The organism is Flavobacterium sp. GW821-FHT11G01 (assembly GCF_058808175.1).
Window position 1 is genome coordinate 474,531 of record NZ_JBXARK010000001.1, and the last position, 14,546, is coordinate 489,076.

The window sequence follows — 14,546 nt, forward strand, 5'->3', positions numbered from 1 at the left end:
ACGTATATTTTTAGGTTCCCGACGTAAAATTTGAGGTTCGGAACCTAAACGATGCACCAAACAACCTAAACGATGGATGTTGGGAGGTCATTTATGCAGAGAAGTAAGTTTTATTTGCTAGCGCGAGCGTCCCGCTCGTGAACGTTCCAATTGATTTTGAATTTCTTTGTGTTCACGAGCGGGACGCTCGCTCTAGCGGGGGGACTTCACACAGCAAGCGTTGCTATTAATTAAGAATACTTCGTAGAGCGTTTTTTCATCTTAATTATTGTAATAAAAATCTCAGTTAAAATGATTAATGAATGTTTTGTTAAAATAAGTTTTTAATTAAATCTTATTAATTACATTTGTTCTGAAATTGAGAAAATTTCTCAAATTAAAATCATAGATATGTTGTTAGAATTCACAGTTGGGAATTTTTTGTCATTTAAAGAAAAAAAAACATTTAGTTTAGAAGCTTCTAGTATTACTGAATATAAAGAGAATGTTGTACAAAAGGGCAAATATAAAATACTTCGTTCAGCTGTTATTTATGGAGCAAATTCTAGTGGTAAAAGTAATTTTATTAAAGCTTTAGAATTTATGGTTGAAACAGTTAGAAACTCATCCAAATTAAATTCAACGGATAAACTAAATGCGAAACCTTTTTTACTCAGTGATAAAACAGTTAATTTACCGAGTCATTTTGAAATTTTATTCACTAAATATGGAAAAAGATATAGATATGGTTTTGAGCTTGATAATGAAAGAATTCATGAAGAATGGCTATATATATTGAATGAGAATTCAAAAAAAGAAACTCTATATTTTATTAGAAATATTGATGGAATTGGAGTAGCTGATATTTTTGAGGAGGCAAAAATGTTTATTGAAAATACAAAGGATAATAGCTTGTTTATATCTTTGTTAGATCAATTAAATATTGAAATAGGTAAGCAAATAATGGGAAGTTTCTCTTATATTTTTATACAATCTGGTGTAGAGCATGAGAAGTCCATTAATATGACCTCTTTGATGCATCAAACCGACAGTTATCAAGATACAGTTGAAAAACTAATAAATAGATTAAATTTAGGTTTTCGATCTTTTCATCTTGAAACGGATTCTAATGAAACTTTTAAAAAACGGATTAAGACTATTCATAATATTTTTGATGATAATGGAAAAATAGTTGGGGAACGTGAATTTAAATTAGTGGAACATGAATCTTCTGGAACTAATAAGGTTTTTGATATTTCGGGTCATATTGCTTTTACACTCTCGCTTGGGTTGCATTTATTTATTGATGAATTAGATGCGAAATTACACCCCATTTTAACTCAAGAAATTATTAAATTATTCAATAACCCAGAAACAAATCCTAATGATGCTCAACTAGTTTTTACTACTCATGACACTAATTTGCTTGGTGCAAAACTTTTTAGAAGAGATCAAATTTGGTTTACAGAAAAAAATAATTGTGAAGCTACTGATTTGTATTCTTTACTTGAATTTAAAGATGAAGATGGAAATACAATTAGAAAAGATAGAAGTTTTGAAAAAGATTATATAATGGGACGTTACGGCGCTATTCCTTATATTTCAAACTTTCAAGAGATATAATATATGGCAAATATTATTAAAATTGATAATGCTGTTCTTAAGAGACAAAAAAGAACAGAAAATAAACGAAAACAGAACACTAAAGAAGTACGAGTTTATTTTTTAATAGTTTGTGAAGGAGAAAAAACAGAACCTAATTATTTTAAATCATTTAAATCAAATATAAAATCATTTGTTTATACAATAGATACATTAGGAGAAGGTTCTAACACCAAGGATTTAGTAAAAAGAACTATCAAAGCGAGGGATAAGTCTAGTCAAAAATATGATAGAGTTTGGACTGTTTTTGATAGAGATAGTTTTAGTCCAGATAATTTTAACGGAGCGATTCAATTAGCAAATAGTCAAGACATTAAAGTGGGATGGTCTAATGAGGCTTTTGAACTTTGGTATTTATTACATTTTCAATATAGAAATACCTCAATGTCTAGAACAGAATATAAGAAAGCTATAGAAGATGAAATAAACGCTAAAATAGCGAAAGAATCTAAAAGCAAAAAGCCTAAAAAGTTTGAGTATAAAAAGAATAGTACAGAAATGTATCAGATTTTAGAGAAATATGGTAATCAAACTCAAGCTATAAAATGGGCAGAGCAATTGATCGCATCACATACTTGTGAAAATTATGCTATTCATAATCCTTGTACTCTAATTCATCTTTTAGTTAAGGAATTAATTGGAGAATCAGAAGAATTAATAAAAGAAATTAAAGATAGAGATGCTTAGTTTTACTAAGTATGTTTATGATAAAAGCCAAGAATTATTAATTTAATTCTTGGCTTTTAAAATTTTATAAGAGAAAAAATTACCTCAAAAATGCCTTCAACTCCTCATAAGTCTTAATCTTCACACTAACTTTATCCTCATTCATAACACTTTCAATTTGTTCTGGAATCGGAAGTGTAATGCCTAAAGCAGGTTCAACAACATCTAAGAATTTAATTGGGTGCGCGGTTTCTAAGAAAACACCAATCGCGTTATCGTGTTTTTGTAATTCTTTTTTCAAACCTAAATAACCCACAGCGCCGTGTGGTTCTGCGATGTAACCGTCGGTATTATAAATTTGTTTTAAGGCTTCGAGTGTTTCTTCATCGGTATAACTGTAAGATGAGAAATCTTTTTCGAAAGCTTTTAAATCGTTATTGTACAATTCCTGAATTCTAATAAAGTTACTTGGGTTTCCAACGTCCATAGCGTTCGAAATCGTTGCTTTAGAAGGTTTTGGGTCGTATTTTCCGCTTTCTAAGAATCTTGGTACAGTATCGTTTACGTTGGTAGACGCTACAAAATGCTCAATTGGCAAACCTAATTTCTTTGCCATAATTCCGGCACAGATATTCCCAAAATTTCCACTTGGGCAAGAGAAAATCAACGGTTTGTTTTGACTTTTCAACGCTTTGTAAGCAAAGAAGAAATAGAACATTTGTGGCAACCAGCGCGCAATATTAATAGAATTCGCCGAAGTCAGGTTTTTGTGCGCTAAAGTTTCATCTAAAAACGCTTTTTTCACCATATCCTGGCAATCATCAAAAACACCATCAACTTCAAGTGCTTTAATGTTTTTTCCTAAAGTGGTCAATTGTTTTTCCTGAATGTCGCTCACTTTTCCTGACGGATATAAAATCACTACATCAACACCGTCAACACCTAGAAATCCGCTGGCAACCGCACCGCCCGTATCTCCGGAAGTCGCTACTAAAACGGTATTTTTGCTGTCTTTTTTATCTTTATTGAAATACGCCAGACAACGTGACATAAATCGTGCTCCAACGTCCTTAAAAGCCATTGTAGGCCCGTGAAATAATTCTAACGAATAAATCCCTTTTTCAACTTCCACAACCGGAAAATCAAAAGACAAAGTATCTTTAATAATTTCTCTTAAATTGTCCTCAGGAATGTCATCGCCCACAAATTGCTGAATCACATCAAAAGCAATATCGTTATGGCTTAAATTTTCGATTACATTAAAAAACGCAGGATTTAAAGGCGTAATGATTTGCGGAAAATACAATCCTTTATCACTTGCTAATCCTTGTATTACAGCTTCTTTGAATGAAACTTCTGGTGCATTATGGTTTAAACTATAGTATTTCATTGTTGTTAAGTTCTTAGTTATTAGTCCTTAGTAATTAGTCTTAATCTTTAGCTTTTTGCAACTAAGGACTAATCACTAAGGACTAATTACTCATTTTAAATAATTCTTACGCCATCCGGATTAATCTTCGAAACGTGAATTTCATATGGCAAATTCATGTTTTCGTAAACGTCGCTCATGGCTTTGGCGATTTGGTCTGCGGTGTTTTTTCCTCTGCTTAGAGCAAAAATTGACGGGCCAGAACCTGAAATTCCAGAACCTAAAGCGCCGTTTTCTAAAGCCGTTTGTTTGATTTGATCAAAACCCGGAATCAAAACGCTTCTTAAAGGCTCGACGATTTCATCATGAAGTGATCTTCCAATCAAATCATAATCTTTGGTGTACAAACCGGCAATTAATCCGCCGACATTTCCCCATTGCATAATCGCGCTTTTCAGGGAAACAGTTTGTTTCAATACCGAACGCGCATCCGAAGTTTTCAACTCAATTTGAGGATGAACCACAGTTGCGAACAATTCTTCCGGACTATCAATTCGGATAATATCTAGAGGAGCATAACTTCTTACCAAAGTAAATCCGCCTAAAAGGGCAGGAGCAACGTTGTCTGCATGTGCATTTCCGCTGGCTAATTTTTCGCCCTGCATCGCAAACTGCACCAAATCTTTGCGGGAATAAGGTCTTCCCAATAATTCATTTATTCCGAAAACCGCTCCGGCAGAACTGGCAGCACTGCTTCCAATTCCGCTTCCGGCTTTGATGTTTTTATAAATTTCGATTTCGAAGCCAAAATCCAATTCGTCTAATGTTTCAAGCATGGCCAAAGCCGCAACTCCAGAAACGTTTTTCTCCGTTTCTAAAGGCAAATCGGCACCCACAATTTTAGTGATTCGAACTCCTTTTTGATCGACTTTCCGAACAATCATTTCATCGCCCGCATTGTCTAAGCAAAGGCCGAGTACGTCAAATCCGCACGAGAGGTTTGCGATAGTTGCCGGGCAAAATAGTTTAATTTCTTTCATTTCTGGTTGATTTTGCCACGAAGGCACAAAGTCACAAAGTTTTATTTTAGCTTTTGTGTTTTTTGCCACGAAGGCGCTAAGACACAAATTTTTTTATTTTAGTTTTTAAGACACAAAGTTTTAGGGATAAAAACTTAAAAACTTTGTGTCTTAGCGCCTTAGCGGCTAATTATTCCCTATTCTAATAACGTCTGCAAAAATTCCAGAGGCTGTTACTGCTGCACCGGCTCCGGCGCCTTTGATCAATAAAGGCTGATCTACGTAACGATCTGTGTAGAACAATACGATATTGTCTTTTCCTTCTAAATTGTAGAAAGGATGATCTTTCGGGATGAATTGCAGGCCAACGCTTGCTTTTCCGTTTTCAAATTGTGCTACGTATTTCAATCTTGAATCTTTTGCTAATGCTTCTTCATAGATTTTTTCAAAATGCGGTGCGTGTTTGATTAACGATGCAAAAAAGGCCTCGTTATTTGTTGTTTCCAAGCATTCGGCAGGCAAAAACGATTCGTTTGCGATAGCGTCAATATCCATTTCGTAACCGCTTTCGCGAATAAGAATAAGGATTTTACGAGCCACGTCAATTCCGCTTAAGTCGATTTTCGGATCCGGTTCTGTAAAGCCCTGAACTCCGGCTTCTTTAACCACATCATGGAAAGAATTATTTTTATCAAAATTGTTGAAAATAAAATTCAAACTTCCAGATAAAACCGCCTGAATTTTATGCACTTTATCACCAGAAGCAATTAAGTTTTTTACAGTATCAATAATTGGTAATCCGGCGCCCACATTCGTTTCAAATAAAAATGGAGCGTTATATTGGCGCGATAAGCTTTTTAATTTTTTGTAATTGTCAAATGCCGATGAACAGGCAATTTTGTTACAGGTTACTACGGCAATACTTTCTTTTAAGAATTTCTCGTACATTTCAGAAACGCTTGCATTTGCTGTAATATCCACAAAAATGCTGTTACGTAAATTCAATTCTCTTGCACGTGCGATGAATTCTAATGGAATAGCTTCTTCTCCTTTGTCTAAAGTCGCTTTCCAGTCTTTCAATGAAATTCCGTCTTCATCAAAAAGCATTTTTCTTGAGTTTGACAAAGCAATTACGCGAACATTAATCTTTAAATTATCTTTTAAGAATTTCCTTTGATTGTGAATTTGCTCGATGAATTTTTCACCCACATTTCCAACACCCATTACGAATAAATTCAGCTGTTTAGTATTTTCTTCAAAGAAGTTTTCGTGTAAAGTATTCAACGCTTTTTTAACGTCTCTTTCGTTGATTACAGTCGAAATATTACGTTCAGATGCACCTTGCGCAATCGCACGAATATTTACGTTGTTTTTACCCAAAGTGCTAAACATTCTACCGCTCAAACCTTGATGGTTTTTCATGTTTTCTCCAACCAAAGCAATAATGCAAAGATCTTTTTCTACAATGGCAGGATCGATTTTGTTTTGAAGAATTTCTACTTCAAAAGCTCTGTTAATCGCAGCTTCAGCATTTTCTGCATCCGAATTTAAAATTCCGATACATATCGAATGCTCAGAAGAAGCCTGAGTAATAAAAATTACATTGATTTTTTCCTGAGACAATACTTCGAACAAACGTCTTGACGAACCCGCAACGCCAATCATTCCAGGGCCTTCAAGTGTTACAAGCGAAATATTATCGATATGGCTGATTCCTTTTACAACCGAATCCTTAGACGAAACCTGATCAGAAATCAAAGTTCCTTCTGCTTCCGGCTCAAAAGTATTTTTGATTAAAATTGGAATATTTTTTCTTAAAACCGGCTGAATTGTTGGTGGATACAAAACTTTGGCACCAAAATGCGATAATTCCATCGCTTCCTGATACGAAATGTTGGCAATTGGCTGTGCCTGTTTTACAATTTTTGGATTCGCTGTAAACATTCCGTTTACGTCTGTCCAAATTTCTAATTGTTCAGCATCAAGCGCTCCGGCGATAATTGCCGCAGTATAATCAGAACCACCACGGCCTAAAGTAGTTGTGATTCCGTCAAGAGTTAACGCAATAAATCCAGGTAAAATATTGATTTGCGATTGATTTTCGGCAAAATAATCCTGAATCAATTGATTTGAAATTTCGAAGTTTACAACGGCTTTTCCAAAATCAGCATTTGTTTTGATTATTTCACGACTGTCTTTATAAACTACATTTTTGTCAATTTGCTGGTATGCCTGCGCAATGATGTAAGAAGAAAGCAATTCTCCAAAACTCAAAATAGTGTCAGCCGTTCTTGGAGATAATTCGCCTAATAAGAAACATCCATCAAGCAAAGTTTCTAAGTGATTGATGATTCTTTTTATATGGCTCAACAAGCTGCTTTGCTCGCTAACCGGAATAAGTTCTTTTAAAGTGTCGAGGTGTTTTTTCTCGATTTCGGCAACAATTTCTCTAAAACTTTCGTCATTAGCTGCCGCTTTTGCTGCTGCTAATTGCAATAAATCGGTCACCTTGCTTAAAGCTGAAACCACAACAACTAATTGATCTTGTTTTGATTTTTGGTTAACAATTTCGAGAACGAGTTTTATATTTTGAGCATTGGCAACCGAAGTTCCGCCAAATTTTAATACTTTCATTTTGATGATTTTTTTCTTTTTATGCAAATATTTTTATGTATCCAATGACTCTCTTCTTTCATGAAAAAAGTATAGATAACCTGGTTTATATGTAAAATGTATACCCCTAAGGGGTAGTCGTAGTTGTAGAAATTGTTGTAGCAGCAATTGCAACTCTAGTTTGAGTTGTCATTGTAGATTGATATTTTGCGCTGTTACTTTTCATTTTTGATGTTTCAAAAGTACAGATTTTTATAAAAGCGAAAAACCTTTATTTTCTTTTTGCGAATATTTTAATAATTCAATTCTCATTGATTTAATATTGAGTTTTTGTTAAGATTGAATATCATAAATTGATGGATTCGTATATTTAAACCCGTATTTATTGGAAGTCTAAGAGCTTAAAAAGCTGATTTCTAATCAAAATATTGGACAGAAAGAGTTATTAGTCTATAAAATAAGTAGGAAATTGATTTTTTTATAATAAGTTTTGAAGGTTGATTTTGCAGAAAAAAAATAAAGCACTGATTTTGTATGATTAGTATTGTGAAATAGCTAAATACGTATTATTTGTTTTATTGAAATTTTAATTATTATGAACAAATGTTGCTTTTTAATATTGATTTGTTGAATTTTGATGCCTTAAATTAAAAATGTTATGAGAGAAATCCATTATATAAGTACTGAAACCATAAGTTTAGAAGATCTGCAAGAAATTATTGTAAATCAGAAAATGCTTGAATTATCTGAAGAAGCAAAAGTAAACGTTCAGAAATGTCGTGATTATTTAGATAAAAAAATGGCGTCGCATTCTGAACCTATTTACGGAATCAACACGGGTTTTGGATCACTTTGTAATGTAAAAATCTCAAATGAAAATTTATCAAAGCTTCAGGAGAATCTGGTAAAATCTCATGCTTGTGGAACAGGAGAAGAAGTTCCTGCAGAAATTGTAAAACTAATGTTGTTGCTTAAAATCCAATCTTTAAGTTATGGACATTCCGGAATTCAGTTACAAACGGTAAGTCGTTTGGTTGATTTCTACAATAATGATATCCTTCCTATTATATATACACAAGGTTCTCTTGGTGCTTCCGGAGATTTAGCACCATTGGCGCATTTGTCTTTGCCTTTATTAGGAGAAGGCGAAGTTTTATTTGAAGGAAAGAAAGTGGCTTCCGCCGAAGTTTTAAAACATTTTAACTGGGAACCAATCGTTTTACAGTCAAAAGAAGGTTTGGCTTTGCTAAACGGAACCCAATTTATGAGTGCTTATGGAGCTCACATTTTATTAAAAGCTTATAAATATTCGTATTTGGCAGATTTAATCGGAACTATTTCTTTAGAAGGTTTTGATGGAAGAATCGAGCCATTCAATGAATTGATTCATTTTATTCGTCCACATAAAGGACAAATTATTACAGCTCAGCGTATCAATGAATTTTTAGAAGGAAGCGAAATAATTGAACAAGAAAAAAAACATGTTCAGGATCCGTATTCTTTCCGTTGTATGCCTCAGGTTCACGGCGCTTCAAAAGATGCAATTGATTATGTTCGAAAAGTATTCAAAACGGAAATTAATTCGGTTACCGATAATCCAAATATATTTATAGAAGCCGATCAGATTATTTCCGGTGGAAATTTCCACGGACAACCTTTGGCTTTGGCTTTAGATTTTATGGCAATTGCCTTGGCAGAATTGGGAAGTATCTCTGAAAGAAGAACATACCAATTGATTTCAGGTCTAAGAAATCTTCCGGCATTTTTGGTTGACAATCCGGGATTGAATTCAGGATTTATGATTCCACAATATACTGCAGCAAGTATTGCAAGCCAGAACAAACAATTGGCAACTCCGTCAAGTATTGATAGTATTGTTTCGAGCAACGGGCAGGAAGATCATGTGAGTATGGGAGCAAACGGGGCAACAAAAGCGTTGCGTGTTATGGATAATTTAGAGCGCATTTTAGCGATCGAATTAATGAACGCTTCGCAGGCAATTGCTTACAGAGAGCCCTTGAAATCAAGTGATTTCATCGAAATGTTCCTAAGTAGTTATAGAGAAGTAGTGCCTTTGGTTAAAGAAGATCGCATCTTACATTACGACATTGAAAAGACAGTTGCATTCCTGGATAGTTTCCAAATTGAAAACGATTTGTTAACACTGGCTTAACATTATAGAATATTAATGAAGTAATTTTGCACTATCAAAAATAAAAAAATGTCAATAAACAGTATTTTCCAATTTTTAGTGCCGAAAGACAAGAAATTCTTTCCACTTTTTGAAGAAGCTTCAAGCAATTTAATTGAATTAGCTTCTAACTTACACGAAGCTGTAAATCTTCCATTAAAAGAAAGAGAAGTTCTTTTTCAAAAAATTGATGAATTAGAGCAAAGAGGAGAAGACATTACACGTCAAACCAATCTTGAATTGAGCAGAAATTTTATTACTCCATTTGATAGAGAGGATATTCACACTTTAATTACTTCTATTGATAACGTTGCTGATTACCTTCATGGTGCAGCAAGCAGAATGAGATTGTATCAGGTTGATAAGATTACAAAATCGATCAGAAAGATGACAGAAATCAACCTTGAAGCTTGTCAAAACATTGACAGTGCTGTAAAAGAGTTGAGCAACTTAAAAAATATGAACATTATTAAAGATGCTTGTGCTAGAATTAATAAACTAGAAAACAAGTCTGATAATGTATATAACAAAGCAGTTTTTGAAATTTTTGAAAACGAAACAGACGCTAAAAATATTATTAAATATAAAGAAGTGTTATCTGTTTTAGAATCAGCAACAGACAAATGTAAGAGTGTTGCGAACATACTAGAATCTATTTCTGTAAAACATTCTTAATTCAATTTATTTCATTCTGAAGTTATAATTTTATGACGCTACTTATAATTATTATAGTATTAGCTTTAATTTTTGATTACATCAATGGTTTTCATGATGCGGCAAATGCTATAGCGACTGTTGTTGCTACAAAGGTTCTAACGCCTTTTCAGGCCGTTCTTTGGGCAGCATTTTTTAACTTTCTGGCTTATTGGGTTTTCGGATTTGGTGTTGCAGATACTGTTGCAAAAACAGCGCACACTATGGAGATTAACCTTGTTGTTATCCTTGCCGGTGTTATTGCAGCTATTTGTTGGAATTTATTGACTTGGTGGCTAGGAATTCCTTCAAGTTCATCACATACTTTAATTGGTGGTTTCGCCGGAGCAGCAGTGGCACATGCGATCGCTGTACATGGTTTTTCAGGTTATGTAGGAGAAGATGGAACTACTCATTATTGGTACGAAATCGTAAGTTGGTATAAAGCAGGAAAAGATGGTGGAATGCCTTCGGGAGTTCTTATCATTATTGCTTTTATCGTTTTAGCGCCATTATTGGGAGCATTGGCTTCTTATTTAATATCGATATGGTTGTTAAATGCTTCTCGTAAAAGTATTTTTCCTAAAATATTTACTGTAGCATTAATGATTGCAACAGTTTGGATTGTTAGTAGTCTGATGGTTCCTTATGCTGATATTGAAAAACCTCGTTTTGATTCTCATTTTTGGAGTGTAGCTTTCGACCCGCACAATATAAAATGGTTTTTGGTTGCTTTTATTATCTTAACAGTAAGTGCTTTTTGTTTAATATTTAGCAGTTTAAATCTTCATCAGGCTGATGCAGCTTTGAAAAAAATGCAATTATTATCTTCTGCAGCTTTTAGTTTAGGACACGGAGGAAATGACTCTCAAAAAGTAATGGGTATTATTGCTGCAGCTGTAGCGGTTTATATCAATACAAATCCCGGAGTTCATATGGCTTCCTGGTTAGATGTTGTATTACCAAATGATGATTTAGGAATAAAAGGAGTAATGCCAGGTTGGATTCCATTAGCATGTTATTCTGCTATTGCAGCAGGAACTTTAAGTGGTGGATGGAAAATTGTGAAAACAATGGGTTCTAAAATCACTAAAGTAACTTCTTTTGAAGGTGTTGCTGCCGAAACTGCTGGTGCTTTGACTCTTTATTTTACTGAACACTTAAAAATTCCCGTAAGTACAACACATACTATTACAGGTTCTATCATCGGAGTTGGATTAACTAAACGTGTATCTGCCGTTCGTTGGGGTGTAACTGTAAGTTTGATTTGGGCCTGGATATTAACGATTCCTATTTCGGCTATTTTAGCAGGATTGGTTTACTTTGTACTGAGCGTATTTATTTCATAGTAAAAAGATTTTTGTAAAATGTGAGAAGTTTGATCGCATTTTAAAACAGATAAAAAAAGCTGGTTTCATTATTGAAACCAGCTTTTTTATGTATACTAAACTTTAGTTTTACTCTTTCTTAAATAAATAATCTTTTCCGCCTTGTTTTAAAATCATCTCCTTTTTATCAGCATCGAACTCCATAACTACACCTGCCTGATCGAATTTGAAAATATTTAAGGCAATAGCTTCCAGAGGAAAAGAAGGCTGTCCACTTGCCTGGGCAATCAGTATGTTGTTTTTTTGAGTAATGCTTATTTTTAAAGGAATAAGCAAACTTCCATATGTTCCTGCATACGAATCCAACGTTTCAGTAGTTACTGCAATGTTAGTAAAAACTGGCATATTAAATGGTTTGTTAAAATAAGAACTTAAAGCACATAATAAGATGTTATTGTTGTCATAACCCATTCCGTTTGAAGTTATGGCTAAAGCTAATTTTTCATTTGGAAAATAGCCTAAAATAGATCTAAAACCATCTATTGCTCCATTGTGGCCGTAGCTTTTTCTTTCGAAATAAGGAAATTCTAAAATTCCCATCCCATATTTGTCTTTAATTGTTTTCATCTGATTTAGATGTTCGACAGAAACAATTTTTCCTGCAAAAAGACTTTCAATAAAAAGATTTAAATCCGTCGGATTGGAAACAATCGCACCTGCCCCAAGCGGAATCGACATATCAGTTTCGCTTTCTTTTTCCCATTTTCCGGCAAAAGAATAAGAATAACATTCGTTGTTTTCAGGATTAATCTTTCCGCCCAAATAAGTGTTTTTTAATTTAAGAGGCTTAATGATTTTTACATTTAAAATTTCGCCATACGGTTTTTTGTAAATGTCTTCTAATATAAACGACAATAAAATGTAATTTGAATTACTGTATTGACCTTTTGTGTCGGGCTCAAAAACAATATCTCCAGCAGCTATTCGTTCTGTCATTTTCGTTCTCGATTGAGGCTGTGTGTTCCATTTTAAATAATCCGGATCGTTTGTGAAATCATGAATACCGCTTCTGTGGTTTAATAAATTGCTGATTGTAATACTTTTGGCATTTTTTACTGTTGGAAAATAATAATCGATAGTTTGTTTCAAATTGATTTTATTTTCTTCAACTGCTTTAAAAATGAGTGAAGCTGTAAATGTTTTAGAGATTGAGCCAATTCTGTATTTCGTATTAATACTTGATTTTTTGGATGTGGCAAGATCATCAAAGCCAATTGATTTTGTGTAAATTGTTTTTCCGTTTTCAGAGATTGCGATACTTCCTAGATATTTATTGTTTTTCTCTAAAAGAAGAAACAAACTGTCGAGTCTTTTGGTGTTGAAAGTTTGGGAAAAAGCACTCGTAATTACAAGAGCAAATAAGCAGGTAATAATTTTTTTCATGATAGTGTTTTTTGATTGATTGATTTTTTGAACTTTAATAATAGGGTAATAAGGAAATAAAATAATACGATTGATAGCAGCATTACGGGAATAAACCAGTTGCCAAGAACTTCATAAATTTGATTTTTATTTTGACTTTCAGGATTGATTATTCCCAAGACGAAAACAGAAAACGAATCTTTTTTCATGTACAGTCCAACAAGAGAAGGATTGAAAATTTTGGCAAAAATTAAAAAAACAAAGCCAAATAGAAAAAGGTATAAAATGAAGAAAAAGATATAGGAAACTCCATTTGTAAAGTTTAATATCAAGGCCTTGAAAACATGAACAGGATTAAATGTTTTTGTAGCCTGCTGTAATTTTTTATCAGCGACAAGCGGTTTTAATACTTCTTCTGGCAAGCCTAGTTTTTCTATAATATCTAAAAGAGAGTCAATTTCATTTGCTTCTTTTTTGTGGTGAATAGCCTCATAAATATGACTGTTAAACTCCATATAAATATCATCCTGATCAATTTTTGATAAAGATGCAGTTGCTTTCCTGATACGCTTCATGTAATCATTGTAAACTCGCTGCGAAGCTTTCTGTTCGAATTTGATATCTTCTATTCTCATTGAATGATTTTTTTAATTGATTTTTCCAGATTTTCCCAATAGACGTTCATCTGAGCGAGTGTTTCGATTCCTGCTTCAGTTAAGGAATAGTATTTTCTTGGGATGCCTGTTTCCTGTTCTACCCATTTAGAATCAACTAATTCTTCTGTTTTTAATCGATTCATTAAAGGATAAAGAGTTCCTTCTGCAATTTCTATTTCGGTATGTTTTCTTATTTGTTCTATAAGTTCATAACCATAGTACTCATGATTTTTGAGTACATTGAGGATAATGAAAGTTAAGGTGCCTTTCTTTACCTGTGATTTCCAGTTTGTTACAAATGTCTCGTTCATTTGGCTAATGTATAACAAAATACATAGTATAACAAAGTATATAGCTAAGTTTTTTTAATTTAAATAATTAATATATTGATTTTCAATCAGTTAATTTATTTAAAATTATTTTCTAAAATTCTTATGATTGTGTTTTCTTTTGTAATGCGTTTGCTTAAGATGTTTTTTATCTTCAGAAATTACACTAATAGTACCGTCAATTTCTAACATACAAAGCTTTACATCGGTAAAATGTTCTAATCCATGTTCACGCATTGCTTCTTTTAATTCGTCGTTAGAAATGTCTAATTTGCTTAATGCTTTAAAATCCAGTTTTCCATCATGTATTAATATTTCTGGTTTGTCTAAAAGCAAATCGTTGAATAGTTTGTATTTGTGTGTCAGCTTTTTGATAATAAAGTTAATTACAAACAAAGCTAATGCAGCAACCAAACCTCCCCAAAGACTGGTGTCTGGCCCCACCATTGCATTTTGAACTGAATTACTGATTAATAAAATCAGAATGATATCAGCGGTATTTAGTTGTGAGAGTTCTTTTTTGCCGAAAATTCTCAAGGCAATAGTCATGAAAAAATAAACAGCAAGACTTCTTAAAATAATATCTAAATAGGGGTTTAACATTGTTTTTTATTTTAAA

At 33.3% G+C, this 14,546-nt stretch carries 12 protein-coding genes; 5 read left to right on the forward strand and 7 right to left on the reverse strand.

The window, feature by feature from the left end; all coding sequences use genetic code 11:
* Positions 1 to 390: 390 nt before the first annotated feature.
* On the forward strand, positions 391 to 1,602 hold the full coding sequence (locus AC1RRN_RS02105; protein ID WP_492965703.1) for an AAA family ATPase: 1,212 nt from the start codon (positions 391 to 393) through the stop codon (positions 1,600 to 1,602).
* A 3-nt stretch (positions 1,603 to 1,605) separates the two neighbouring features.
* Positions 1,606 to 2,328, forward strand: coding sequence for an RloB family protein (locus AC1RRN_RS02110; RefSeq protein WP_492965704.1), 723 nt, complete (start codon positions 1,606 to 1,608; stop codon positions 2,326 to 2,328).
* A gap of 79 nt (positions 2,329 to 2,407) precedes the next feature.
* Here the strand turns inward: AC1RRN_RS02110 and thrC are convergent, their stop codons facing one another.
* The 3 genes from thrC to thrA form a co-directional block, all read right to left on the reverse strand.
* The gene (thrC, locus tag AC1RRN_RS02115) at positions 2,408 to 3,697 is read right to left on the reverse strand and encodes a threonine synthase (protein WP_492965705.1); all 1,290 of its coding nucleotides are present in this window, start codon (positions 3,695 to 3,697) and stop codon (positions 2,408 to 2,410) included.
* Positions 3,698 to 3,792: 95 nt separating this feature from the next.
* The gene (locus AC1RRN_RS02120; RefSeq protein WP_492965706.1) at positions 3,793 to 4,716 is read right to left on the reverse strand and encodes a homoserine kinase; all 924 of its coding nucleotides are present in this window, start codon (positions 4,714 to 4,716) and stop codon (positions 3,793 to 3,795) included.
* Between the two features lie 165 nt (positions 4,717 to 4,881).
* On the reverse strand, positions 4,882 to 7,329 hold the full coding sequence (gene thrA / locus AC1RRN_RS02125; RefSeq protein ID WP_492965707.1) for a bifunctional aspartate kinase/homoserine dehydrogenase I: 2,448 nt from the start codon (positions 7,327 to 7,329) through the stop codon (positions 4,882 to 4,884).
* A 637-nt stretch (positions 7,330 to 7,966) separates the two neighbouring features.
* On the opposite strand from thrA, the gene hutH reads away from it, so the two are divergent.
* The 3 genes from hutH to AC1RRN_RS02140 are packed head-to-tail and all read left to right on the forward strand — an operon-like array spanning position 7,967 to position 11,541.
* Positions 7,967 to 9,481, forward strand: a complete 1,515-nt coding sequence (gene hutH / locus AC1RRN_RS02130; protein WP_492965708.1) for a histidine ammonia-lyase — start codon at positions 7,967 to 7,969, stop codon at positions 9,479 to 9,481.
* 48 nt (positions 9,482 to 9,529) lie between these two features.
* Positions 9,530 to 10,174, forward strand: a complete 645-nt coding sequence (locus AC1RRN_RS02135) for a DUF47 domain-containing protein (RefSeq protein ID WP_026982186.1) — start codon at positions 9,530 to 9,532, stop codon at positions 10,172 to 10,174.
* Positions 10,175 to 10,206: 32 nt separating this feature from the next.
* Positions 10,207 to 11,541 carry an inorganic phosphate transporter gene (locus tag AC1RRN_RS02140; RefSeq protein ID WP_492965709.1) on the forward strand — a complete coding sequence of 445 codons (1,335 nt, stop codon included), beginning with the start codon at positions 10,207 to 10,209 and terminating at the stop codon, positions 11,539 to 11,541.
* 108 nt (positions 11,542 to 11,649) lie between these two features.
* On the opposite strand, the gene AC1RRN_RS02145 is transcribed toward AC1RRN_RS02140, so the two are convergent.
* The 4 genes from AC1RRN_RS02145 to AC1RRN_RS02160 all read right to left on the reverse strand — a co-directional run bounded on the left by AC1RRN_RS02145 (position 11,650) and on the right by AC1RRN_RS02160 (position 14,530).
* On the reverse strand, positions 11,650 to 12,963 hold the full coding sequence (locus tag AC1RRN_RS02145) for a serine hydrolase domain-containing protein (protein ID WP_492965710.1): 1,314 nt from the start codon (positions 12,961 to 12,963) through the stop codon (positions 11,650 to 11,652).
* Positions 12,960 to 13,577, reverse strand: coding sequence for an HAAS signaling domain-containing protein (locus AC1RRN_RS02150; protein WP_492965711.1), 618 nt, complete (start codon positions 13,575 to 13,577; stop codon positions 12,960 to 12,962). The genes AC1RRN_RS02145 and AC1RRN_RS02150 overlap by 4 nt, the downstream gene beginning before the upstream one ends.
* The gene (locus AC1RRN_RS02155) at positions 13,574 to 13,909 is read right to left on the reverse strand and encodes a PadR family transcriptional regulator (RefSeq protein ID WP_492965713.1); all 336 of its coding nucleotides are present in this window, start codon (positions 13,907 to 13,909) and stop codon (positions 13,574 to 13,576) included. Before AC1RRN_RS02155 ends, AC1RRN_RS02150 begins: the two co-directional genes overlap by 4 nt.
* A 105-nt stretch (positions 13,910 to 14,014) precedes the next feature.
* Positions 14,015 to 14,530 carry a DUF421 domain-containing protein gene (locus AC1RRN_RS02160; RefSeq protein ID WP_492965714.1) on the reverse strand — a complete coding sequence of 172 codons (516 nt, stop codon included), beginning with the start codon at positions 14,528 to 14,530 and terminating at the stop codon, positions 14,015 to 14,017.
* Positions 14,531 to 14,546: the final 16 nt, after the last annotated feature.

What these genes read in the sequence shown, in the direction of transcription:
- AC1RRN_RS02110 (WP_492965704.1), top strand. Translation starts at nt 1,606, where the DNA reads ATGGCAAATATTATTAAAATTGATAATGCTGTTCTTAAGAGACAAAAA.
- AC1RRN_RS02150 (WP_492965711.1), bottom strand. Translation starts at nt 13,577, where the DNA reads ATGAGAATAGAAGATATCAAATTCGAACAGAAAGCTTCGCAGCGAGTT.
- thrC (WP_492965705.1), bottom strand. Translation starts at nt 3,697, where the DNA reads ATGAAATACTATAGTTTAAACCATAATGCACCAGAAGTTTCATTCAAA.
- AC1RRN_RS02135 (WP_026982186.1), top strand. Translation starts at nt 9,530, where the DNA reads ATGTCAATAAACAGTATTTTCCAATTTTTAGTGCCGAAAGACAAGAAA.
- AC1RRN_RS02145 (WP_492965710.1), bottom strand. Translation starts at nt 12,963, where the DNA reads ATGAAAAAAATTATTACCTGCTTATTTGCTCTTGTAATTACGAGTGCT.
- thrA (WP_492965707.1), bottom strand. Translation starts at nt 7,329, where the DNA reads ATGAAAGTATTAAAATTTGGCGGAACTTCGGTTGCCAATGCTCAAAAT.
- AC1RRN_RS02120 (WP_492965706.1), bottom strand. Translation starts at nt 4,716, where the DNA reads ATGAAAGAAATTAAACTATTTTGCCCGGCAACTATCGCAAACCTCTCG.
- AC1RRN_RS02155 (WP_492965713.1), bottom strand. Translation starts at nt 13,909, where the DNA reads ATGAACGAGACATTTGTAACAAACTGGAAATCACAGGTAAAGAAAGGC.
- hutH (WP_492965708.1), top strand. Translation starts at nt 7,967, where the DNA reads ATGAGAGAAATCCATTATATAAGTACTGAAACCATAAGTTTAGAAGAT.
- AC1RRN_RS02140 (WP_492965709.1), top strand. Translation starts at nt 10,207, where the DNA reads ATGACGCTACTTATAATTATTATAGTATTAGCTTTAATTTTTGATTAC.
- AC1RRN_RS02160 (WP_492965714.1), bottom strand. Translation starts at nt 14,530, where the DNA reads ATGTTAAACCCCTATTTAGATATTATTTTAAGAAGTCTTGCTGTTTAT.
- AC1RRN_RS02105 (WP_492965703.1), top strand. Translation starts at nt 391, where the DNA reads ATGTTGTTAGAATTCACAGTTGGGAATTTTTTGTCATTTAAAGAAAAA.